The 23,739-nt window shown below is 24.7% G+C and carries 21 protein-coding genes; 16 read left to right on the top strand and 5 right to left on the bottom strand.

All coding sequences use genetic code 11. The annotated features are described in order from the left end of the window. Positions 1–4 precede the first annotated feature (4 nt). Both ACZ5EC_RS03675 and ACZ5EC_RS03680 read left to right on the top strand, forming a co-directional pair. A complete protein-coding gene (locus tag ACZ5EC_RS03675) occupies positions 5–286 on the top strand; it encodes a transposase (RefSeq protein ID WP_464304150.1) in 282 nt (93 codons plus the stop codon). Positions 287–293: 7 nt separating this feature from the next. After that, positions 294–698, top strand: coding sequence for an ISL3 family transposase (locus ACZ5EC_RS03680; RefSeq protein ID WP_464303611.1), 405 nt, complete (start codon positions 294–296; stop codon positions 696–698). 230 nt (positions 699–928) lie between these two features. Here the strand turns inward: ACZ5EC_RS03680 and ACZ5EC_RS03685 are convergent, their stop codons facing one another. From ACZ5EC_RS03685 to prmC, 4 genes are all read right to left on the bottom strand, one after another. Continuing rightward, complete coding sequence (locus ACZ5EC_RS03685; protein WP_464303612.1) at positions 929–2,233, bottom strand: 3-deoxy-D-manno-octulosonic acid transferase; 1,305 nt, start codon at positions 2,231–2,233, stop codon at positions 929–931. A 148-nt stretch (positions 2,234–2,381) separates the two neighbouring features. Then, positions 2,382–4,511: a replication restart helicase PriA gene (gene priA, locus ACZ5EC_RS03690; RefSeq protein ID WP_464303613.1), complete on the bottom strand. Its 2,130-nt coding sequence runs from the start codon at positions 4,509–4,511 to the stop codon at positions 2,382–2,384. 201 nt (positions 4,512–4,712) lie between these two features. After that, positions 4,713–6,713 carry a RelA/SpoT family protein gene (locus tag ACZ5EC_RS03695; protein WP_464303614.1) on the bottom strand — a complete coding sequence of 667 codons (2,001 nt, stop codon included), beginning with the start codon at positions 6,711–6,713 and terminating at the stop codon, positions 4,713–4,715. Further along, the gene (prmC, locus tag ACZ5EC_RS03700) at positions 6,706–7,614 is read right to left on the bottom strand and encodes a peptide chain release factor N(5)-glutamine methyltransferase (RefSeq protein WP_464303615.1); all 909 of its coding nucleotides are present in this window, start codon (positions 7,612–7,614) and stop codon (positions 6,706–6,708) included. Before prmC ends, ACZ5EC_RS03695 begins: the two co-directional genes overlap by 8 nt. A 799-nt stretch (positions 7,615–8,413) precedes the next feature. On the opposite strand from prmC, the gene ACZ5EC_RS03705 reads away from it, so the two are divergent. The 13 genes from ACZ5EC_RS03705 (at position 8,414) to ACZ5EC_RS03765 (ending at position 21,667) form a co-directional block, all read left to right on the top strand. Next, positions 8,414–9,322: a hypothetical protein gene (locus ACZ5EC_RS03705; protein ID WP_464303616.1), complete on the top strand. Its 909-nt coding sequence runs from the start codon at positions 8,414–8,416 to the stop codon at positions 9,320–9,322. Further along, positions 9,319–9,771: a DUF6884 domain-containing protein gene (locus ACZ5EC_RS03710; RefSeq protein WP_464303617.1), complete on the top strand. Its 453-nt coding sequence runs from the start codon at positions 9,319–9,321 to the stop codon at positions 9,769–9,771. Before ACZ5EC_RS03705 ends, ACZ5EC_RS03710 begins: the two co-directional genes overlap by 4 nt. Before the next feature lie 177 nt (positions 9,772–9,948). Continuing rightward, the gene (locus ACZ5EC_RS03715) at positions 9,949–10,800 is read left to right on the top strand and encodes a GIY-YIG nuclease family protein (protein WP_464303618.1); all 852 of its coding nucleotides are present in this window, start codon (positions 9,949–9,951) and stop codon (positions 10,798–10,800) included. A gap of 441 nt (positions 10,801–11,241) precedes the next feature. Then, positions 11,242–11,937 (top strand): class I SAM-dependent methyltransferase, encoded by a 696-nt coding sequence (locus ACZ5EC_RS03720; RefSeq protein WP_464303619.1) that lies wholly within the window; start codon positions 11,242–11,244, stop codon positions 11,935–11,937. A 344-nt stretch (positions 11,938–12,281) separates the two neighbouring features. Continuing rightward, positions 12,282–12,407 carry a hypothetical protein gene (locus ACZ5EC_RS03725; protein ID WP_464303620.1) on the top strand — a complete coding sequence of 42 codons (126 nt, stop codon included), beginning with the start codon at positions 12,282–12,284 and terminating at the stop codon, positions 12,405–12,407. 141 nt (positions 12,408–12,548) lie between these two features. Further along, positions 12,549–13,016 carry a hypothetical protein gene (locus tag ACZ5EC_RS03730; RefSeq protein ID WP_464303621.1) on the top strand — a complete coding sequence of 156 codons (468 nt, stop codon included), beginning with the start codon at positions 12,549–12,551 and terminating at the stop codon, positions 13,014–13,016. After that, entirely contained in the window at positions 13,013–13,789 is a 777-nt protein-coding gene (locus ACZ5EC_RS03735; protein ID WP_464303622.1) for a S1 family peptidase, read from the top strand. The genes ACZ5EC_RS03730 and ACZ5EC_RS03735 overlap by 4 nt, the downstream gene beginning before the upstream one ends. A 338-nt stretch (positions 13,790–14,127) precedes the next feature. Next, complete coding sequence (locus tag ACZ5EC_RS03740; protein ID WP_464303623.1) at positions 14,128–14,316, top strand: hypothetical protein; 189 nt, start codon at positions 14,128–14,130, stop codon at positions 14,314–14,316. 57 nt (positions 14,317–14,373) lie between these two features. After that, on the top strand, positions 14,374–17,505 hold the full coding sequence (locus ACZ5EC_RS03745; RefSeq protein ID WP_464303624.1) for an N-6 DNA methylase: 3,132 nt from the start codon (positions 14,374–14,376) through the stop codon (positions 17,503–17,505). A 279-nt stretch (positions 17,506–17,784) separates the two neighbouring features. Next, positions 17,785–18,990, top strand: a complete 1,206-nt coding sequence (locus tag ACZ5EC_RS03750) for a Shedu immune nuclease family protein (RefSeq protein ID WP_464303625.1) — start codon at positions 17,785–17,787, stop codon at positions 18,988–18,990. Between the two features lie 186 nt (positions 18,991–19,176). After that, positions 19,177–19,359, top strand: coding sequence for a hypothetical protein (locus tag ACZ5EC_RS03755; RefSeq protein WP_464303626.1), 183 nt, complete (start codon positions 19,177–19,179; stop codon positions 19,357–19,359). 1,002 nt (positions 19,360–20,361) lie between these two features. Then, entirely contained in the window at positions 20,362–21,006 is a 645-nt protein-coding gene (locus ACZ5EC_RS03760; RefSeq protein WP_464303627.1) for an IS110 family transposase, read from the top strand. A gap of 241 nt (positions 21,007–21,247) precedes the next feature. Continuing rightward, positions 21,248–21,667: a putative zinc-binding protein gene (locus ACZ5EC_RS03765; protein WP_464303628.1), complete on the top strand. Its 420-nt coding sequence runs from the start codon at positions 21,248–21,250 to the stop codon at positions 21,665–21,667. 126 nt (positions 21,668–21,793) lie between these two features. On the opposite strand, the gene prfA is transcribed toward ACZ5EC_RS03765, so the two are convergent. Continuing rightward, positions 21,794–22,876 (bottom strand): peptide chain release factor 1, encoded by a 1,083-nt coding sequence (gene prfA / locus ACZ5EC_RS03770; protein WP_464303629.1) that lies wholly within the window; start codon positions 22,874–22,876, stop codon positions 21,794–21,796. 420 nt (positions 22,877–23,296) lie between these two features. Here prfA and ACZ5EC_RS03775 point away from each other — a divergent pair, with 420 nt between their 5' ends. Continuing rightward, positions 23,297–23,638 carry an HP0495 family protein gene (locus ACZ5EC_RS03775; RefSeq protein WP_464303630.1) on the top strand — a complete coding sequence of 114 codons (342 nt, stop codon included), beginning with the start codon at positions 23,297–23,299 and terminating at the stop codon, positions 23,636–23,638. The last annotated feature ends 101 nt before the right edge of the window (positions 23,639–23,739 follow it).

Raw genomic sequence — 23,739 nt, forward strand, 5'->3', positions numbered from 1 at the left:
ATTTATAGATAATGAAAGGTCAAAAGTTATCTGGTTAGAAAAAGGAAGAAAACACAGTGATTGTATTAGAGGATTAGAAAGTTTAGATAAAAAAATTAAAAACCTTCAAGTAGTAACAATGGATTTATGGAAGCCTTATGAAAGTGCAATAAATAATTATTTTAAAGGGAAAGTTAGTATAGTATATGATAAATTTCATATATCAAGGTTATTAAATAAAGCAATAGAAGAAGAAAGAAGAACTTATCAAAAACAATTATCATTCAAAGATAGGGTTATTTATTAAGAAGCATATGAGATGGATAATATTAAAAAGATATTCAAAACTAGATTTAAATGGGAGACAGTACATAGAAAAATTAAAGAAATTAAATAAACCTTTATATGAAATATATCTTATGAAAGAAGACTTTTTATCAACATTTAGCAGGCTATATACAGTAAAGGAAGCTTTAAAGATGCTATTAAACTGGTTGAATATGGTATTATCAAGTGAATATAAATATTTAAAAAGATTTGCAAAGAAGATAGAAAAGAGAATAGATAAATTATTAAATTGGTTTAAATATCCAATATCAAATAGTAAAGCGGAAGGATTAAATAATGTAATAAAAACATTATTAAAGAGAGGATATGGTTATAAAGATAATAATTATCTTAAATTAAAAATATTACAAATTGCAGGAGATTTAGAATAACTATCCATACATTATGAAAGAGAACCAAACAATTTAATATAAATTAAGTTATTTTGTTAAAACTCACAATTTATTCACAGGTCTAAACAAACTTAATTTATTTAATTATTTTTTATCGTTTAATTAATATAGTTCAGGAATCTTTATTATCAAGGGATACAAGTATATATTAATTTTTATTCTGTTTTTATAACAAAAATATTAATATAGTGCATTGATTTATTAACAACTTATTCACAATTTAAAAAATTATTTAATGATACTCTTAAAGAGCTACTATTTTTAAGGATATTTATTGCTTGAGGCAAATAATTATATGACTTTTTTATCATATTTTTATCTTGCAAAAATGAAATTAAATTATCTTTATTTATTTTAATTACACCTTTGTTTTTAAATTGATTAAAAAGATCTTCAAAATTATATATATAATCTCCCACAATTGCTGGAGTATATTTTACTAAAGATTCAATAAAATTTTGCCCCCCTTTTTTTATAAAAGAACCACCAATATATGAAATATAAGCAAACGCATAGAGTTTTTTTAAAATACCTATTTTGTCAACAATAATAATATTATATGTTTTGTATGTTTTATAAACTAATTTAATTAATTCATTTTCCTCTATTTCATTTTTCAAATTGTTACTTACTTCTGAAAAAAGACAAACTTTGTGATTGTTTTGTAACATTGATTTTAACAGTAAAGATTCATTAATTTTTCTTGGAACTAACATAAAAAAATAACTATCTTTTAAATTATCTATTATTTTTTTAATAAATTTATACTCCTGTTGATGGATAGAAGCAAATAAAAGTATTGGTTTAGAAAAAAAAGATAAAATCTTTGATTTTTCTTTAAAATCTCTAATTAATTCATTTTTATTAATATTTAATTTTAAATTTCCACAAATTTTGAGTTTTTCTTCATCAACAAAAATTGAAAAAAGCTCTTTTTGTTTCTTATCTCTAACAAAAATAATGTCAAATCTGGAAAAAAGGTAAGAATAAAAAAATTTAACAAATTTCATTGATTTAAAAGATCTTTTATAAATTATCCCATTTAATATATAAATTTTTATATTTAAAAATTTTGCAGCTAATATTAAAGAAGGCCATATCTCCTGTTCAATAAAATATATATTTTCTATTTTATTTCTTTTTAAAAAAATATATGTAGAAACTATATTATCAAAAACTAATGGAACAGGTTTTATTTTTTGTTTCTTTAAAAATAGATATCCATCCTTATTAAAAGTTGTATAATTAGCTCTATTTTTAAATAAATCAAAACTAATTTTTACTTCACCACTTGATGAACCATGGACAAGACATTTTTTTTGAATTTTAAATTTATAAAATCCAAATCTCTTTAATATATCAAAATTCAAATATGGATTGATTAAAAAAAATATAAAAATCAGCGGTAAAAAGATTATCCATAAAATGTTGTATAAAGCAAAAATTATATAAAAAATAATAATTTGAAAATATTTACTTAATTTAAATTCTAAATTTGATTTATTAGTTTTCATTTAATCCCTTTTGTTTCTTTTTCATTTTAGATCTTTTATTTATTTTATGTTTTGGATATATTATTTCTTTTCTATTTTAGATTTATTATTTAATTTCTATTATAGTTTTATAATAATTCTTATTTACTTTTAAATATAACTTAAATTTTTACAACATACTAACCGGATCCAGATCAATTTCAACATAACATTTATTTTTATTTGGAAATTCATGTAAAACTTGTGTTCCTATAAATAGAAGAAATTTAGTGCTATTGGATTTTAAAATTAAATGAAACCTAAAATTTTCATCTATTTTTTCAAATGGTGCAGCAGAAGGTCCAACAACATTTATTTTAAATTTATATTTTGAATTTCCTTTTAACACCAATTTTTTAATAAAAAGAGAAATTTCTTTTATATAGTTGTATGCTTTATCTTCATTTTTACTTCTAACCAAAATTCTTAAAATTCTGGAGAATGGTGGATAAAATCCTTCTTTTCTAACTTTTATTTCATTTTCATAAAACTTTTTATAATCTTGATTTTGTATAAGATTTATTGCATAATGGTCGGGTCTCATAGTCTGGATTAATACTTTTCCTTTTTTTTCACCTCTTCCTGCTCTACCTGCAACCTGAACTAAAGTTTGAAATGTTTTTTCATTTGCTCTAAAATCTGGAAAATTTAAAAATGTATCTCCATTAATAACACCTACAAGAGTAACTTCAGGGAAATGATGCCCTTTTGTTATCATCTGAGTTCCTATTAAAACATCAATTTCACCTCTTCGAAATGCATTTAATATTTTATTGTGCCCACCTTTTTCTTTAACTGAATCTGCATCAAATCTTTCAATATTATAATTTTTAAATATCTCCTTTAAATCTTCTTCAATCTTTTCAGTACCAACACCTTTATATCTCAAATTTTCAGATCCACAATAAGGACAATTTTTTATATTCTCCATTTCAAAATTACAATAATGGCATTTTAAAATATTTTTAGATTTATGATATGTCATTGGAATTGAACATTTTGGACAGTAAATTGGTTCTCCACAATCAAGGCATGTAACTATATTGGAAAAACCTCTTCTATTTAAATATAGAATCACTTTTTCATCATTTTCTAATGTCTTTTTAACTTCAGCATAAAGTTTCTTTGTAATATAAAAATTTCCAGCTTTTTCACTTGTTTTTAAATCAATTATTTCTATATCAGGTAAAGAATTTTTATTGTATCTTTCATTTAATTCAAAAAGTGTAAAAAATCCTTTTTTTGCAAAATAAAATGTTTCTATAGATGGAGTAGCAGACCCCATAATTAAAATTGCATTATTATCAACACATTTTTTTAAAGCTAAAAGTCTTGTATGATATCGTGGCTTTTTATCTGATTTATATGAATCATCATGTTCCTCATCTATAATAATACCACCTAAATTTCTTACAGGTGCAAATAGTGCTGACCTTGGGCCAATAATTATTTTTGCTTTATTTTCTCTAATGAGATTGTATTGATAAAGTTTTTCTGATTGTTTTAAATAAGAATGAATAACTGCAATTTCATTTCCAAGTCTATCAAAAAAGTATCTAATAACCTGAGAAGTTAATGCTATTTCAGGTATAAGTAATATTACCTGCTTATTTTTTTTTATAATATCAGAAATTACATGTAAATAAATCTCAGTTTTTCCACTTCCAGTTACACCAAATATTAAAAAACTTCTTTGTTCATTATTATCAATAGATTTTTTAATTTTATTATATATTTCATTCTGTTTTTCTGTAAGTTGTAATGTCTTAATTTTGGAATCATTTTTTTTATATTCAGCATTTTGATTTTCATTATTATTTTCATTATTATTTTTACTATTATTTTCATCATTATTTATGGTATTACTTATGTTACTATTGTTGTCACTATTTTTAATTTCTTTTTTATCAATATATTGTCTTAAATCAATAGATTTCGGAATTTTTCCTCTAGTATAAAAAAGTGGAAGAACTTCACCAAGGGAACAAAAGTTGTTTTTAGATATCCATTTTGCAAATATATAATCTTTTTCTTCTATTGGAATATCTTCATCTATAACAGAATAAATATCTTTAATTTCAAATTCTTCATCAATAGTTTCTTTGTCAATAACATCAATTATTATTCCAATTAATTGTTTCCTCTTTCCAAATGGAGCTTTAACTCTTTTAAAAATAGAGACTTTATCTTTAATTTTTTCAGGAACATGGTAAATGAATTTCTTATCCAAAGGTATATTAAAAATTAGATTAACATACATTATTTTAATATCCTGTTTTTTTCATTTCTTTTATGTTTTTGTTTATTTGCTTTAATAATTTATTCTGCCTTTTTCATACTTTTATTCATAGCATGTAAGTTTTATTTTCATTAACTATTATTTACTAAATAATATTTATTTTGATACAATAAATAATATATCTTAAATAATAAAATTAATTAGTACATATTTTTAATAGTTTTAATTAATCCTGAAAAAATCCATTTTTATTTTTTCTTTTTTTAATATTTCTTCAAAAAGTTTAAAATTTTCTTCCGATTTTGTTTCAAGTGTTAGATCACAAAATATTTTTTCAGATTTTACTTCCATTTTCATACACTTTAATATTAAATTGATCTTATCAACTGTAAGTAAAAGATCTGTAATAATATTTGTAGTAATTCCTGAAGATATGACTCTATATTTTCTTGTAAACTTTTTAAAAGGGTCATTCCAGGTAATATGGATTATTTTATTTTTGTTTTTTTCAATATTTTTAATTTGCGGACAATCGAATTTATGTACAATAATTGCCCTTTTTTTTGTTGATACTACCCCAATAATTTTATCACCAGGCTCTGGATTGCAACATTTTGCAAATTCAAAAACAATATTTTTTTCCCCCATTATATAAATTTCTTTAGGAGTTTTTTTCTCTTTGACCTTTTGTTTAACTTCATTTTTGTTAATAACTATTGTTGGAGGAATATTTTTTATAATCTCTTTCTCAACTTTTACTTTCTGTGTTTTATTTTCAGTAATTAATTTATTAAAATAGCTTTTAAGTTTAACTTTTGCTTTTCTTGTTTTTACAATGTCTATCCAGTCATATGAAGAAACTTTTTTTGATGAGGTTAATATTTCAACTACATCACCATTCCGGAGAACTTTTCTCAAAGGTACAAATTTTCCATTAATTTTACCACCAATTGCACTTAATCCAATATCTGTATGAATCGCAAAGGCAAAATCAAGAACAGTTGACCCTTTTGGAAGTTCAACAACGTCTCCTTTAGGAGTAAAAACAAAAATATCTTCTTGAAGAATATCAGATTTTAAATTTTCCATCAATTTTGAAGATGCAAAATCATCTTTATTCCATTCCCTTAATTTTGAAAATATTTTTATTTCATTTTGTATTTTTTCAAAATCAGTTATATTTTCTTTATACATCCAGTGTGCAGCAATACCATATTCAGCTATTCTATCCATCTCATAAGTTCTAATTTGTATCTCAAGTTTTCTTTTTTTATCATCTATGCAGGTTGTATGTAACGATTGATAGAAATTTGATTTTGGTATAGCAATGTAATCTTTAAATCTTCCTGGTATTGGTTTATAATGGCTATGAATAATACCTAAAATAGAATAACATTCTTTTATATCCTCTGTAATTATCCTGATACCATAGAGGTCATAAATTTCTTCAAATGTTTTATTTTGTTCATTTATTTTTTTATAAATTGAATAAAAATGTTTTGCTCTACCTTTTATTGCAAATTTAAATATTCCTTCATTATTTAAAAGTTTTTTTATATTTTCCTTTATTTCATTAATATTTTTTTCTCTTTCAACCTTTTTCATTGCTACATTTTCTTTTATGTAACTATAACTTTTTTGATCAAGATAATATAAACAAAGGTCTTCTAACTCGTTTTTCATCCATTCAAGACCAAGCCTTGCAGCTAATGGAGCATAAATTTCAAGTGTATTTTTTGCAATTTCAATCTGTTTTGGTTGAGGTTGTGCAGAGAGAGTTCTCATATTATGTAGTCTATCAGCAAGTTTGATCATTAAAACCCTGACATCATCAATTATAGAAAATAAAAATTTTCTTAAATTTTCATATTCATGAACAAATTTATAATTTGTTTTAATAAAAGATATTTTTGTTACACCTTTGATTAATTTTAATATAGTTTCATTAAATTGATTTTTAATTTCATCTTCAGTTGTATTTGTATCTTCTAAAACATCATGAAGCAATCCTGCTATTACAGTGTCACTATCAAGATGAAGGTCAACTAAAATATTAGCAACTGCTAATGGGTGCATAACATAATCTTCACCAGATAACCTTTTTTGACCTTTATGCTTTTCATCAGAAAAATAAAGTGCTTTTTTAATTAAATCATATTTTAAGTTTTGAACAGATTTAACTTTTTTGAGAAATTTATTAAATTCAGTTTCTTTATTACCCATTTTTCGTTAAAACCAAAACCCTTTTTATATTGTTATAATCTTTAATAAAATAATAATTAAAGTTATATTTTTTAAAAAAATTTGCTATTCTTTCTCCTTGATAATCATCACCAACTTCAAAAACATAATAACCACCTATTTTTAGAAAATCTATAGTTTTAAAAAATATATTCTTATAAAAATAATCACCATTATCTATACTATATAAAGCAAGCTTTGGTTCATATTTTTTTACTTTTTTATCAAGAATTTTGTAATCTTTTTTTGAAATGTAAGGTGGATTTGAAATAATTATATCAAATAATATTTTTTCCTTTTCAAAATATCTTTTATTAAAAATGTTAGTTTTAATCCATTTTATAATACTTTTTTTTAAAATATTACTCTCATTTATTTTTGCAACATTTAACGATTTTCTGGAAATATCAGTTCCATAAAAAGTAAATTCTGGATTACTATTATTGTTATAAACTTTTTTAATCTCATCAATTAAAGAAATAATAATACATCCACTTCCAACACCAATTTCAATTAAATTTATTTTTTGAGTATTTATAAAATTTTTCTTAATAATATTAATAACTTCTTCTACTAAAAATTCAGTTTCTGGTCTTGGAATTAGCACATTTTTATTAACATAAAATGAATTATTATAAAATTCTCTTTTTTTAATTATATATTCAATGGGGTAATTTTGTTTTAATAAATGAACAAAATACTTAAATTTAAAATATTCTATCAATGATAGTTCAATATAATCAATATTACTTAAAATATATATTTTATCTTTTTTTAATATATATTCTAATATCCTTATTATTGCTTTATATGGAGATTCATTATCATATAAAAATTTATTTGATATTTGAATTATTTTTTTATTATTAATTTTAAATTTCATGATAAAAATAAAAGTGTACAAATAAAAATAATAAGTATCCAATAATGGAACAAACAATTAGAAGGTCGAAATAAACTTAAATGAATTATTATTAAATTACTTTAAAAGTCAAGACTTAAATTTCCAATACCCTTTTTCTTAATAATAAAATTGGAATTGGGATATTTAAAAAATAGAATAAATTATATCCTAATTAAAATTTCTTTCCTTAGTACAGTTATATAATCATTAAATTTAATCTTTTATAATATTAAACAGAAATATTTATTTTTTTTCTCTTCAGCCTTTGGCAACTGTAATCCAGTCAAGAAATTTTAATTAGGATATATATATATTAATTCAACTTATTTAACTAAATATACCAATTTCAATTTTATTATTAACTGCACCGGTCACGGAAAAATATTTTATTCTTTTATATTTTTAGATTAGTAATGAGGCTCATTCCTACTCTTATTGAAAAGGATTTTTTTTGAAAATTGATTTTATTTTTTTTCTTTACTTTACATAATATTATTATAAAATGTTAAATGATAATATATATTGGTAATCTTAAAAGAAATTAAACATATGATGGAAAATTTTGGAGAGATAATAATAAAATTATAAAACGAATTTATTATAATATAGCTTTTAATTGAAGTGTAAAAATAAGGGATAATTTATATTTAATCAAAAGGGGGTTAATCATAGAAAGATATATACAAACTAAGTTTAGTTATATTACCAAATTAGAATTATATCTGAATCAACTTTGGATATAGCAGAGTTATATCAAATGCATAAGAGGTAGGAATATATGGGATTATTGATTGATAGTGAGAGAGGAAAGAAAGTAGCAGAACACCTATATAATTTGTTTTCAACTATTGGTATTCATGGAAGAAATGACATGCCTGAGGATATAATGCCAAAAGGTGTAGTTAGGGGATCAATTGAACATCTCATGTTCATAACTTTAACAGTTGCTATAGATTATCAAAGAGATGCACTAGTATTATGGAATGCTTCAAGAAAGACTTTTGAGGACTCAGAAACAAGATATTTATTTGATCCTAAAGATTTACAAGAAACCCCTTTTAAAAAAATTATTGAGGATATGCAAAAATACGGACTATCAAAGAAACCACAAAAGGATGCCTATATCTGGAAAACAATAGGGGTAACATTTTATAAAAAATGGAACGGTGACCCAAGAAACTTTCTTCAAAGTTGTAATTGGGATGCGCCAAAAATTTTAGAACGATTAAAAAAAGACAATCATTTGTATAATAGCCAGTGGAAGCCTGATTATCTATATCTTCGCGGAGATAAGATTGGCCCTTTATGGTTGAGAATGCTTAGGGATAATGTTGGTATTACAGAATTAGAAAATTTAGATGAAGTCCCTATTCCTGTGGATATTCATGTAGCCAGATCTACTCTAACTACAGGGGTTGTGAGAGGACAATTCAAAGGGAATCTAAATGACTTGTTTAAATACATTAGAAAAGCATGGTTTAAGAGCGTGAAAGGTTTAAATGTTAAAAATAGACCTATGATTGCTTTGGACATAGATGAACCTCTCTGGCATCTCTCAAAATATGGATGTGCAAAGAGAGATAAGAACACCGGAAATTGCCCATTCTATCATAGATGTGAGATAAAAGAGTTTTGCATTAAAGGACGAGTTAAAATAGAAGGTAGTATTGTGGAAGTGGAAACATGAAAACTTTATGTATAATTCCTTGCGGAAATAGAAAGATATGGGATGAAAAACCAAAAGCAGGACCTACCATAGCAAGAAATGTATATATAGGTACTTTTGCTAAAAAGTGTAGAGAATATGCAGAGAAATTTTTTCCATCCTCTTGGTATATTCTATCTGCAAAATATGGATTTCTGTTCCCAGATGAAATTGTCCCAGGACCATATAATGTAAGTTTTAATGACAAAAACACAAACCCAATTTCTTTAAATGAACTTTCTAACCAAGTAATAGAAAAAAGATTGGATAGATTCAACAAAATAGTAGTTTTAGGTGGGAAGAATTATGTAAATATGGTAAAAGTAGTCTTTCATCAAAAGGAAATTTATGCACCATTATCTGATTGCCAAGGAATTGGATATATAATGGGAAAACTCAACAAAGCTATTCAAAGAGGAGTTCCGCTATGACTTACACACTATCGCCTAACAAGGCAAGTATATATCTTAGCTATGTTTCGGCCAAATCCACTAATAAGAACTTCAGATTCCTGCCATACAATGTTTAATAACTAATTGAATTAGTAATACTCCCAAAATAAAAGTATAATTAATAGAGATTCTATAAAAAACAATAAAGGATATGATATGAACTTAAAAGATATATTGTTGATGAAAAATTTTGATCTTTCAAAAAAAGTTAAATTGGTTAGACATAAAGATAATCGTTTTGATGTTAATAAATTAGTACTATATAATCAGCTAGAAATATATCAATCTTACCAATCTAAACCAATTTTTGATAAATGTGACTATATAATCTCCTTTATTGGAATAGAAAATACTAAAGCAAAATTTTATGGAATTTTTTCGGTTACTAGCAAAGGTGAACCAGGGAAAAATCATCCTTTACCTAAAGAATTCATATATAAAAAGCAATGGGATGAATTTTTAAATTTTGATTATTGGTATGACTTAAAAAAAGTTTCTGGTTTTGATGATCTTGAAAATAGAGTAATAATTGATTGGGGAAAAAGCACCTTAGCATGGCATCAATGGGATATTGAAAAAGAAGTTATACAAATCTTACCAAAAGGTTATGTTAAAGAATTTCCTGGTTATTTGGATTTTATATTAGAATTTAAAGAGTTAGAATTGATTTATTCTTATCCAGATGCTAATAAAAAATGGAAAGAAATGCTTTCAGAAGTTAATGGTATATATTTGATTTTAGATACTAAAACAGGGAAACAATATATTGGTTCAGCATATGGCGAAAACGGGATTTGGGGTCGGTGGGAAAATTATGTTAAAAATGGTAATGGTGGTAATGATTTATTGATTGCACTTACTAAAAATAATAATATATATAAATATAATTTTGAATTTTCTATATTGCAAACATTACCAAAAAGTTTGACAAAAAATGAAGTTATTGCGAGAGAAAATTTTTATAAGAAAAAGTTAGGCTCTCGTGCATTTGGATTAAATAAAAATTAAGTTGATATTAAAGCCATTTAGTAGGTAATTTAACATCATACCTCAAGAAACAAGTTATTTGCACCTCATGTCACCTACTTCGTCAGCGAGTATAGTATCTAACTGTTAAATTAAATACTTGGCTTAGCTCTATAGTTCATTGCCATGAATGGTAAGGCAAAGAATAATTAAGAAAAACTAATAATGTAATATATTATGAACCTGGTAGTATGTGTGAAAACCATTAGAACTATAAAACAAGGAAAAAAATAAAAATATAAATAAGAAAAATAAATATCATAAAAATGAAATAATAAATTCAAGATTTCATAGAAAACATAGAAAATTACCTGAAAATAAAATTAAAAAGAGTAGAAGATACAAATTGATTGTATGATTTTAAATATTGCAAGTTTTTTTATGAAAAATGTACTATATTATTAATAAATAGGAGAAAAACTAATGCCTGGTATGATGGAAATATATAAAAAATATTCAACCAATTATGATGAACTTGTATCAGCGGAAGATTATGAAGAAAATTTGGCTCAATATATAAAAAACATAACTAATTGGGAAAATAAATCAGTATATGAAGCAGGAATTGGAACAGGTCGATTAACTAGATTGTATATTGATAAAGTTAAATTTTGTTATGGATTTGATAGAGAAAATCACATGTTAAAACAATGTGCGAATAATTTAAAAGTTTTCTCTGACAAGTTGATGCTGAATATCTCTGATAATTGTAATCTCTCGTTATTAAATCAAAATATAGATGTTTTTATTGAAGGCTGGAGCTTTGGTCATACTATAGTTGAAAATAAAGAAAATTTTAAGAAAATATTTGCAAATATCTATAATAGAATTATCAAAATATTAGATGGAAATGGTAAAATTGTAATAATTGAATCATTGGGAACAAATGTTTCTGAACCAACATTTTCTCTTGAAGTGTTGGGAAATTTCTATAATTTGATGGAAGAGGAATATAAATTTAAAAAAGTAGTTTTAAGAACAGATTATAAATTCCCTAATTTTAAAGAAGCAGCTAGAATAATGGGCTTTTTCTTTGGAGATTATATGAAAGAAGATATTATAAATCATAAAAAGATAATTATTGAAGAATACACTGGAGTATGGACTAAAGATATTTAAGAAAATTAGAACATAACAAACATTTTGGGTATATTTGGATATATTACAGTCTTTTGCATATACATAAACAAATGCAATTTTACACCAAACAACTCAACTTGTTATTATATTGAAAGAATTTAGAGAAATGGAAAAAATGTAATGTTTTTAGTCAAGTGTTACAATTGATAATTTAAAAAAAGCTAAAAAATCGGCAATGAAATTCATCCCTACCCTTTCTGAAAAGGATTTTTTTAAAAATGTACTTGATTTTTTTCTTTTTATTATTAATCTATGTTTAATGATAATTAGTTTTTTAAAACTCAAAAGAAGTTAAACATATGATGGAAAATTTAGAATAAGTAATGATCTTTGAGAAAAACACAAAATATTTAAAATTAGTAAAATTTAATCTTTATGAAATGGCAAGGGAAATAAAAATCTTATATATTAAAATTGAACTGGGAAATAATAATAAAAATGAAGGATAGCCATATTCAATTAAAAAAAGCTTCAACCAGCGGAAGGTATATCTGAACTAACTTAGGATATAAACGAGTTAAAATAAATACTTGAGACATATTAAAAAAAAAGACCTTAATATCCTAGCTTGAAAGAAAAGAGAGGAAAACATGAGTGACTTTATTGAACCAGAACCAAATGTAGAATCTGAACCTGTAGCAGATATTGTACTAACTGAAAATGAAAATGGAATAGTACAGACTGAACAACTCCCTGTTATTCCTAAAATTAATACTAAAAATGATTTTGTACGTCCAATTAAAAGAAGTGACATTAGTAAAATATATAAAGAATTGCAAAATATTAAGCAAAATAAAATCAAGTGGGATGAGATTTCATTGGGAATAACTACATTAGGATTGGGAGCAACTTTAAGTGCATTGTTATCAGGATTAAGTTTAACAGACAATTTAGGTATTTTATTTTATATTGTGGTACCTTTAATTAGTATGGGCACTCTCATTTTTACTATTATGTATAAAATATTTATAGCAAAAACTTCAAATAACTCTGCAACTACCATTCAGAGTATAATTGATATCTATTTTAATAAAGATGAATTGGAGGATAAATTGTGAATATCAATGACATTAGTACACAAATAATTTTTATAACTGTACCGTTGTGGATTGAAAAAGAAGGAAAAATAGAAACAGGAACTGGCTTCTTCTATATAAAGAAAATATCTGAGAATACAAGTATTCCATTTATTGTTACAAATCATCATGTTGTTTCTGGAGCTAAAAAAGGATTTCTTTCGTTAATTAAAAAAAATGGTGAAGAACCTATATTAACAGAAAAAATTACAGTTGAAATTCCCGCTGAAATGCTGACTCGTTTTAAAGATGAAGCGAATGATCTTGCTATTTTTCCAATAGGTCCAATTTTGAATCAGCTTTCAAATAAAAATATTGAAGTTTTTTTTAGATCAATCGATGAAACAATTATCCCTAAAGATAGTGTTTTAAATGATTTATCAGCAATAGAAGAAATTACTTTTATTGGTTATCCAAGTGGTTTATATGATCGGAAAAATAATACTCCTATTGTTCGAAAAGGAATAACCGCAACACCTGTCTGGAATAATTTCAATGGGGAGCATCGATTCCTAATTGATGCAGGTGTTTATCCCGGCTCGAGTGGTAGTCCTGTATTAATTATAAACAGTGGCTCCTATTCCACTCGAAATGGTATCACAATTGGTAATAGAGTGCTTTTTTTAGGAGTAATTTCCAAAACATTTAAAAGAAATGAAAACGAATCTCAGGTATACTTAGGTTTAGGAGAGGTAATTCACAGTTCTAAAGTTCAAGAACTGATAGATAGAGTAAGCACAGAAGTTAATAAATAACTTATACTGTTCTCAAATTACATAGGTATACTTTGAGAAAAATTAAAATAAAAAGTCAAGTACTTCTTATAACATCGAATAGGCGGGTACACTTCGTTTCACTCAAATTGGACCATGATAAACTTCGCCTATTCTTATAATGTTGTATCTAATGCGAGAAAAGATAGATGAAAAATATGATTGAGTTATCAAAAAGCAAATACACAAATAAAATAGTAATATTGCTGACATTTGTTTTTTAAAAAGAGAAATATGGAAAGTTTTAGCAAATACATGAAAAATTATGTAAAAAAAATGTATTAAATAAAATTCATCTTATAATGATTTAGAGGTTTAGTATGTCGACAATTACTAAAATTGAAAATAATAAAATTAGTTTTAAAGAAAATTTATTACCAAAACTTGCTGAAAAAATTAAAATTTCTTTTGAAACATTACAAGAAAAATATATTAGTGACAAATTCGTATATAAAGTTTATAAAAACCAAGTTTTAGAAATAGTTTTTAAGGTTGCAGAAAAAAAGTGAAGTATTTAAAACAACCAATACCAAACAAAATAATTTAGAATTTTAAAGGCAATTACTATGAGCGAAGAATTAATACAAAAAGACTTAATAAAAAACCCAGAAAAAATTGGAAAATGGGATTTTTATAATATAGGTGCTACAACAATTAAACAACTCAAAGAAAATGGTATTATCCGAAATGTTGATTATGGTAAAGAAGAGAAGAAAAAGGTAGATGCTTTAATTGTTCAGAAGAAAAATGTAATTGCAGTTATTGAATATAAAAAACCTTCTGAATTTAATACCGAAGCAAAAAAACAAAAAGCTGTTAAGCAAGAACTAACGGTTGCACAGAAACTCAAAGCAAATATCCTAATCGCAACTGATAGCAAAGAAAGTATTTGGATAAATGTAGAAACAGGGAATAAAATAAAAGACGAGGACGGAAAAACTTTAAAATATAATTTTGATTTTAAAGATGAGAGATTACCCGAATTAATTGAAAAAATAATAAATTCAATTAATGAGAAAAATGACCAAATAAAACCAAAAAAGTTAGTAAATCCAACTGACCTCGCAAAACAAATTTGGCAAGATATATGGTCAGTTAGTGGGGCAACACCTGAAAATTGCCTTTATACATTTGTAGAACTTTTTATTTTCAAGTATTTAAGTGATTTAGAAGTTTTACAAGACCCTGAAAATTTTGATTACTTACTTAACCTTTATGAAAAACGGAATAGTGAATTTGTATTAGAATATTATGCAAAAAATATTAGACCCAAAATAAAAGAGTTATTTCCTAAAAATGATATTGACAATACAACTATTATAAACGGAACTATCTTTGTCAGTAAAGACCAAAAAGCCGTAGCCGGATACAGCACGGTTTTCAAAAAAGTTTTATTGAGATTTAAAGATTACGGCAAGCTTGAACATATTGACTATGACTTTAAAAGCCAATTATTTGAAAGTTTTTTAAAAGAAAGTATCAGTAAGAAAAATTGGGGACAATTCTTTACTCCGTTAAAAGTTGTTCGTGCTGTAGTTGAAATGGCAAAAGATGAAATAAAAGAAGGTATTAAGATTTGCGACCCTGCTTGTGGCGTTGGAAAATTCTTGTTAGAGCCAATTAAAACAAAACTTGACCAATTTTACAAAATTGAAAAGAACAGCATCAAACCTAAAATAACTATTCACGGATTTGATAAAGGATTTGATAAAGACGAACAAAAAACAATCATATTGGCAAAAGCAAATATGTTGATTTATTTTTCAGATTTAATAAAAGAAAATCCAGGTTTAACAAAAGATTTTGCTAAACTTTTCAATGAAAGTTTTATATTAAAAACAAATTCAATTCTTGGAACACTTGCTGACCCTGTAAAAGAAAAATACGATCTAATTTTAACCAATCCACCTTATGTAACAAGTGGTAGTAGTAATTTAAAAGAAGAAATTAAAAAGGTTGCGGAACTTGAAAAATATTATAAGGTAAACGCAATGGGCGTTGAAGGCTTATTTATGGAGTGGATTGTTAGAGCTTTAAAACCTGGAGGAAAAGCTTTTATTGTTGTTCCTGATGGAATTTTTAATAGACAAAACGATGCAAAACTGCGTAAATTTTTGTTAGATGAATGTTTTATTGATGCTATAATTTCTTTACCAGAAAAAACTTTTTTTACTACACCCAAAAAAACATATATCCTTGCTTTAACAAAAAAAAGAGACAAAAATATAGAACAAACAGATCCTGTATTTACATATCTTGTAAGTGAAATAGGCGAAACAAGAGATGTTTATCGTTTTGATATTGAACAAAATGATTTACAGGAAGCAGTTACACTTTTTTCTTTTTTCAAAGGGAATAAATCAAATTTCGAAAAAATAAACACAGACAAAAGATGTAAAATCCAACCAATATCAAAATTTCAAGCCAATGAACATTGGTCAATTGATAGATGGTGGACAAAGGAAGAAAAAATTGAACTTGGAATTGAAGAAAAAGAAAATATTATTACAATAGAAGAATTTAGTGAACTCATTAAAGATATTTCTTCTACTCTTGAAGAATTTAGTGAAATAGCAAAAGAAGTTTCTGTAAAAAAAAAAGAAATAAGTGAATTTAAAGAAATTTCTTTAAGTGATAAATCATTTTTTGATTTATCTATTGGTAAAAGGATTCTAAAAAAAGACATTGTAAATTTCTCTGGTAATATTCCAATATATAGTGCAAATGTTTTTAAACCTGTTGGTTATTCAGATAAAAGTAATATAGCAAACTTTGATAATAATTTTGTTTTATGGGGTATTGATGGAGATTTTAAATTTAACGCAATTCCTAAAAATACACCTTTCATTTCAACAGATCATTGTGGTGTAATCAGAATTTTATCTGACAATATTTTACCAAAATATTTAATGATACAATTAGAAAGTGTGAAACATATATATGGTTTTGATAGGGGATTGCGTGCTTCTTTGAAAAATATGTCAAAAGTCAAAATATTAATTCCGATAGATAAAAACGGAAATATTGATATTGAAAAACAAAAAGAAGTAATAGAGCGTTACAATGCCATTCAAGAAATAAAAAAACAAGTAAAAGAATACAGAGAAAAAGTTCAAGAAGTCAAAATTGAAATAAAAGAAAAATATAACTTCTCTCTAAAAAAAATTGATGAAATATTTGACCTTACGAGAGAAACTAATAATAGTAAATTTACTAAAACATTTATAAATAAACATAAGGGAACTATTCCTGTTTATTCAGCGTCAAAAGACCCTAATAATGTTGAATATGGTTATGTTGCTGATAATTTAAAAGGAATTAAATATTTCAATGATTGTTTAACCTGGAATATTGATGGTTCTATTGGGGTGGCTCATTTTAGAGAAGGTAAATTCAGTTTATCTGAAAAAGTTATTCCATTAATCATTAAAGATAAGTATATTAAATCATTAGATTATATTTTTTTAAAGTATACTATTGAAAATGAATTTAAAAAATATTCTTTCGGGTTTAAAAATAAAGCGGGGAAAAGCAAAATTAAAAATATCCTTATCCCAATTCCAATAAAACCAAATGGAGAATTTAACCTGGAGGCACAAAAAGAAATAGCCAATAAATACAAAAAAATTGAAGAAATAAAAAAAATAATAGATACCGAATTAAAAAAAATAGAAGAAACAAAAATTGATTATGAATAGCCAGTGTACAGCAAACCGCTACTGAAAAAAATGTTAGTAAAATTAAAAGTATTGAACAGAATGAAAAAACACATGGCACAACATTGTGTATAAGCAATGACGTTAAAAGTCTTAAAAATAAAATAGATATGAATAAAATAAACAGAAGTAAAAATTGAAGCAAAGTGAGGAAAAAATGCGTAACTGATCATACACTTGACTATTATATGATATTTACAGCTTATAAATTTTTTAGATTTGTCATATTTGACCCTGAAAATGAAATTTAAAGGATAAAAAATGGGATTTGATATTAGATATGAAAACATATCAGATGATGTTCAAAAAGTATATATTTTTAATGAAAAATATCCTGAAGAAGAACATCTAGTTTTTAAAATTTATAAAAGTAAAGAAAAAATATTTTTTTATCCGAAATTACATAGTAAAGAAAAAATTATTTTCGATGGTTTTTCAAAATTACCTGATATAATGAATGAAAAAGGTTATTTTAAAGCAGGTTTATCTTATTACATTGATAAGAAATTAAAGGAAATAAACGCAAAAAATATTATAATATCAAAAAATAAATCAAGTTCAATTCGTAAATTGAAAAATGGGACAAAGATAATTATTAATTATGATTCAATTAAAACTCTATCTAAATATCTTTCTATCTTATTTCACGAAGCAAAGAATGAGAGAAGTATTGCTGTAGATGATTTTTTTGCTAAAGAATTTCCTGATCAATATAAATCAAAAGGTATCACAAAAAACAAAAAGGCTAAAAAAGTTATTAATAATCTTGATCCGTCAATAATAGATATATTAACTCAAGATGATATTGATAAAATAATGGCTTTCTTTAGTAAATTACTAAAATCTAAATATAATGAATCTATAAATAAACATAAGTTGTTAGGTTTAGCAAAATTAAAAGTTGATGATATTGCAATTAAACAAATTTTGGATGAATTTGAAACGCTATTGAAAAAAAATCCTCATGAAACAAAATGGGGTAAATTTCTACAAAAAAATCTATATCTTTTAGATTCAAAATATGTGTCAATAATTCCAGAGTTAAATCTAGTCTTATCAACATCTAGAAAAGTTGATTTTGGATTAATTGATTCTCAAGGTTTTCTAGATATTTTTGAAATAAAAAAACCTACAACTTCTCTTTTATCCCAAAATAAAGATAGAGGTAATTATTATTGGTCAACAGATGCTATAAAAGCAATTACTCAAGCTGAGAAATATTTATATAATGCAATATCAAAAAAGGATACATTAGCTGCTGATATAAAGAGAGAAAATAATATATCAGTTAAAATTGTAAAACCTAGAGTATTTTTGTTAATAGGTAATAATTCCCAGCTTGATAATGATAATAAAATGGAAGATTTTAGAATTTTAAGAATGTCACTCAAAAATATTGAGATAATACTATATGATGAATTATTAGAAAGGTTGAAAAATCAACAAAATAAAATTTATATTGACTAACTTTTTCAAAAAACATCCGTTTACTTTGAAAACTTTTGCTTGCAAAGCCTAAAACATCATATAACTTGATGTCATGTGTTGTAATTCTTTGGTCGCTTCTACTTCACCACATCTTTAACTCTACTACAATTGTATGAAAATGTCGCATACATCAAAAAAAGTTATCAAAAACCGGAAACAAGGAATGTGGAATCTTTCAGCAAATTATATGAGCCTATTTTTGATGTAGTTACACAGGCATTTGATAAATTGAAACAAAGATTATTCGAATTAGGCAAGGTTATTAAAATGAATAATATTAAAAAACCTAAAATGCTGAAAGGTGTGCATGAATATCTTGATAAACTTGGAGACAATATTTTTAAATGATTTAAAGCAAGCACAAATTTGATTATTTTTAATAATAGCTACAAATTCCTGATTTATTATAATGAGGAAGTTTTCGGATGGAATTTTATCAGTAAAAATGCGGATCTAAATAAAAAAATATATATCTGAAAGGCAAGTAATCTCCAGATATTTGCAGTATTCCAATGTTTTTTCTATATATCTTAGAACATTAGATGTCTTCAAAATCATAACCTGATATTTTTAAAAATTATATAAATAATATTAAAAAAGAATACAATGTGTGACAACAAAAACATCTATCTATGGTCGAAAAGGTATAAGTTCCTTCTATTATAATTTATATAAATTGAAAATTTAAATCTAAGTTTAATAAAATTAATTTAACATTACTTGAAATCTTTATGTATATTACCCTTCTATTCCAATTGTATTGGCTTTTTAAATTAACCTGTTACTATTCTGTAATATATTTCGTCCTATTAATAGGACACATCTTTATATTTATGTCCAATATATGTTAAGAATTTAGTTACAACACTATTTACCCAGGAATGTAAACCTGTCTAAAGTATCAACATTTTTTTTGAAAATAAAATTACAAATTCAGCTGATAGTCAAGTATAGGGTTATATATCTTGCTGATCCCTCTTCTAAATCACCTTTATAGACTCCATATACACATAATCTATTTCATTACATAATTTGTCAAAATAAATAAATAAGATGAATTTACAATTTTATTAATTTTTATATATTGAAAAAAAGAGATGTGATAAAAATCAATAGCAGGGGATAAAGAAACTGCTTTCAGGCAACGAAAATAAACCTGAAAGCAGATAGGCTTAGGTTCGACATTTAATTTGGTCAAAAAGACCGTTTAGGAGAATGAAGAGCCTACAGCCGAATCAACATAATAATCGGATTTTAACAATCCAGATTGAATAGGAGAATGGATTATTCTCTGTAATAAATATCGTAAAGAATCTGCTTTCAATTAAAAAAAATAATTGGAGGAGGCAGATGAAACTATCAGTTGGAGTTGATTTACACAAGCATCAAATGACAGTATGTATAAAAAATTTAGAACAAAGGATTGCAGATATTAATTGGAAATTTTCTACAAAAAAAGAAGGATATATGGAATTTGTAAGATTGTTAAAGAAATTATCCCAACCAGAAGAAATTGAAATAGCAGTAGAATCTACAGGAAATACAAGATATTTTAAAAGAGAAATGGAAAATTATGGATTTAAAGTACATGTAGTAAATACCTTAAAGTTTAAAGTAATAAATGAATCAATAAACAAAACAGATAAACATGATGCAAGGACATTAGCAGAATTTTTATCGAAAGACATGATACCAGAAGTAAATTTATGTAAAGAAGATAGTAAAAATTTAAGAGATTTATTAAAGCATAGGTCAGTATTAAAAAAGACCAATGTAAGTTTAAAGAATCAAATACATGGAATAATGTTAGAAATGGGTATAGAAACAAAGAATGGACAGCTTAATACAAAAACAGGAAGGGTAAAAATTATAGAACAAATATCGGACCCAATAAAAAAAAGTATAGTATCAGGGATAATAAAAACAATAAATAGTATAGAAAGTTTAATATCAGAAATAGAGAAAGAGCTTTCAAAGATGAGAAGAGAAAGATGAAACAGCAAATATATTAAGGAAGGGGAAAAGCAATAATAGCAACTTCAAGAAAATTAAGTAAATTGGTATGGACATTATTAAAAAAGGTTTCAGAATATGATCCAACAAAATCAAATGATATATTGTTAGATAAAGATTATTCCGTTGCCTGAAAGCAAAAATTTTCAGGTTTTACCTCGTTTATATAAATTAGCAGATTTTTTAATATTTAATATTGATTTTTATAGGAGGAGAGATAAAAATGGAAAACAACATTAAAATACCTAAAATAGGGATTATTATGTGCAATAGTGGTGCATCAAATGCAGGTTACATAACAGGTTCTGCTGTCTTTAGAGTAATTGAAAAGATAGATAATAATCAAGTAGGAATATGTTCTTTACCTTCATTGGCTAATAGTGTTCCCAGGCAAGTAATGCTTGTGCAAAAAATTAATCACCTTATTGTGATAGATGGATGTCATCAGCAATGTGCTAAAAAAATATTAGAGAATATCCATATAAGTTATAATGATTACATAAATCTGGAGAAAGATTTAGGATTAAAGAAAAAAGGTCCATTTACAAGTTTTGAATGCACAGATTATGAAATTGAAAAAGTATCATCTTATATTCTTGAAAAGATTTATAAAATTTTGAATAAATCAAGAAAAGAGGAGTAAACATAAGTAAAGAAATGAAAAAATTGGATAAAAAATTACAATTTATAAAAGCATACTGGCAAAAGATACAAATTAGCACAAGAAAATTGATGAGAGTTAATGTAAAAAATATTATTTTTATTTAATTTAAAAATTATTCATTTTTAAAAGTTGTTCTTTTTCATTTACAATTAAAGCATTTAAAATATCTTCAAGGTCACCATCCATAATTTGAGGTAACTTATAAAGAGTAAGGTTGATTCTATGGTCGGTAACCCTTGATTGAGGGTAATTATATGTTCTAATTTTTTCTGATCTATCTCCTGTTTTAATTAATTCCCTTCTTTTATTGGCTAACTCAGAATTTTTCTTACTTTCCTCTAATTCATATATTCTAGCCCTTAATACTTTCATTGCTTTAGCTTTATTTTTCAATTGCGATTTCTCATCCTGGCATGTAACAACTATTCCTGTTGGAATATGAGTAATTCTAACAGCTGATTCAGTTTTGTTTACATGTTGCCCACCATGACCTGAAGCTCTATAAACATCAATTCTCAAATCTTTTGGATCAATATTAATTTCAGTTTCTTCAATTTCTGGTAGGACTGCAACTGTAACAGCAGAAGTATGAACTCTTCCCTGAGATTCTGTTTCTGGAACCCTTTGAACCCTGTGAACTCCCGATTCAAACTTTAAATAATTATAAACATTTTCCCCTTTTACATAAAATATTATTTCTTTAAATCCACCTATTCCTGTTTCACTCATAGAAATAATTTCCATTTTCCATCTTTTTCTTTCACAATATCTTGAATACATTCTAAATAGATCTGCTGCAAATAGTGCTGCTTCATCTCCACCAGTCCCTGCTCTAATTTCAACTATAACATTCTTTCCTTCATTAGGATCCTTTGGTAACATTAAAAATCTTATTTCATTAATTATATTTTCCAGTTTTTCTTCATTTTCTTTTAATTCACCTTTAGCCATTTCTACAAATTCTTCATCACCACCTTCAGAAATAATTTCATTAGCTTCATCAATTTCTTCCTTAATTTTAAAATACAAATTAATTTTCTGGACTAGTTCATCTAAAGATGCTTTCTTTTTACCAATCTCTTTATATAATTTTTGATTTTGAATAATTTTAATATCAGCTAATTGATTTAAAAGTTTATTGTATGTGTCCAAAATACTTTTCATTTGATTCTCAAATTCTGTATTCATTAAAAAACTCCTCCTGTATAGCATATTAAAATAAAAGTAAATTTATTAAATTTAACTATATAATATTAATATAAGGTATATTTAATAAAATAAATTTTGTTAATAATATAAAATATTATTAATTTTAAAAACCAGTGTAATAAATAATCTAATGATATATAACAAATTAAAAGATAGTATAATAAATTAAAAGGTAATATATTAAATTAAACTATTTCCTAAAAATAAAACAGAATAAAATATTTTTTAATAATTTAACTAAATATATTTTTTAATATACCATTTTATTATAACAAACAATATCAATTATTTAAAATCTTCTTTGAAAAATTACCATAAATTAATATTTTTAAAATAAAAATAATTATTAATTGACTAATAACTCTTATTAATTAATTTAAAAAAAAAATGGAGAAAATTGTGTCTGATTACAAAATTGATCCTGAAAATTTTTTTATCCCATTTGAAGAAAATAAACAAAAATATATTGAACTTGAACATTTAGCAAAACATATCAAAGTTAAATATGTATTTCCTGCATGGTGGGTTTTTAAAGTTATTGGTGTAAACAATGAAAAATTTGGGGAAAAAATAATTGATTTTTTAACCAACAAAAAACTTAAAGATAGACCAATGTATAAATTTTCTAAAAATAAAAAATACATCTCATATACTTTTGAAATTTATGTTACTTCAAAAAACGAATTAGATAAAATTTACAATGAAATTAAACAAATAAAAGAAGTCAAATTTGCTCTTTAAAAAAAAGAGACTTTCCATTAGTATAAAATACTTAAGGAAAGTCTCCAATTTTATTTTTATATTAATTTTTTTTAAGAATATATTTTTTTAATAATTTATTA

The sequence above is a fragment of the Exilispira thermophila genome (assembly GCF_055389015.1).

Excerpts from the sequence above, each read along its gene's own strand:
- ACZ5EC_RS03680 (WP_464303611.1), top strand. The coding sequence starts at position 294 with ATGAGATGGATAATATTAAAAAGATATTCAAAACTAGATTTAAATGGG.
- ACZ5EC_RS03685 (WP_464303612.1), bottom strand. The coding sequence starts at position 2,233 with ATGAAAACTAATAAATCAAATTTAGAATTTAAATTAAGTAAATATTTT.
- priA (WP_464303613.1), bottom strand. The coding sequence starts at position 4,511 with ATGTATGTTAATCTAATTTTTAATATACCTTTGGATAAGAAATTCATT.
- ACZ5EC_RS03695 (WP_464303614.1), bottom strand. The coding sequence starts at position 6,713 with ATGGGTAATAAAGAAACTGAATTTAATAAATTTCTCAAAAAAGTTAAA.
- prmC (WP_464303615.1), bottom strand. The coding sequence starts at position 7,614 with ATGAAATTTAAAATTAATAATAAAAAAATAATTCAAATATCAAATAAA.
- ACZ5EC_RS03705 (WP_464303616.1), top strand. The coding sequence starts at position 8,414 with ATGGGATTATTGATTGATAGTGAGAGAGGAAAGAAAGTAGCAGAACAC.
- ACZ5EC_RS03710 (WP_464303617.1), top strand. The coding sequence starts at position 9,319 with ATGAAAACTTTATGTATAATTCCTTGCGGAAATAGAAAGATATGGGAT.
- ACZ5EC_RS03715 (WP_464303618.1), top strand. The coding sequence starts at position 9,949 with ATGAACTTAAAAGATATATTGTTGATGAAAAATTTTGATCTTTCAAAA.
- ACZ5EC_RS03720 (WP_464303619.1), top strand. The coding sequence starts at position 11,242 with ATGCCTGGTATGATGGAAATATATAAAAAATATTCAACCAATTATGAT.
- ACZ5EC_RS03725 (WP_464303620.1), top strand. The coding sequence starts at position 12,282 with ATGATCTTTGAGAAAAACACAAAATATTTAAAATTAGTAAAATTTAAT.
- ACZ5EC_RS03730 (WP_464303621.1), top strand. The coding sequence starts at position 12,549 with ATGAGTGACTTTATTGAACCAGAACCAAATGTAGAATCTGAACCTGTA.
- ACZ5EC_RS03740 (WP_464303623.1), top strand. The coding sequence starts at position 14,128 with ATGTCGACAATTACTAAAATTGAAAATAATAAAATTAGTTTTAAAGAA.
- ACZ5EC_RS03745 (WP_464303624.1), top strand. The coding sequence starts at position 14,374 with ATGAGCGAAGAATTAATACAAAAAGACTTAATAAAAAACCCAGAAAAA.
- ACZ5EC_RS03750 (WP_464303625.1), top strand. The coding sequence starts at position 17,785 with ATGGGATTTGATATTAGATATGAAAACATATCAGATGATGTTCAAAAA.
- ACZ5EC_RS03760 (WP_464303627.1), top strand. The coding sequence starts at position 20,362 with ATGAAACTATCAGTTGGAGTTGATTTACACAAGCATCAAATGACAGTA.
- ACZ5EC_RS03765 (WP_464303628.1), top strand. The coding sequence starts at position 21,248 with ATGGAAAACAACATTAAAATACCTAAAATAGGGATTATTATGTGCAAT.
- prfA (WP_464303629.1), bottom strand. The coding sequence starts at position 22,876 with ATGAATACAGAATTTGAGAATCAAATGAAAAGTATTTTGGACACATAC.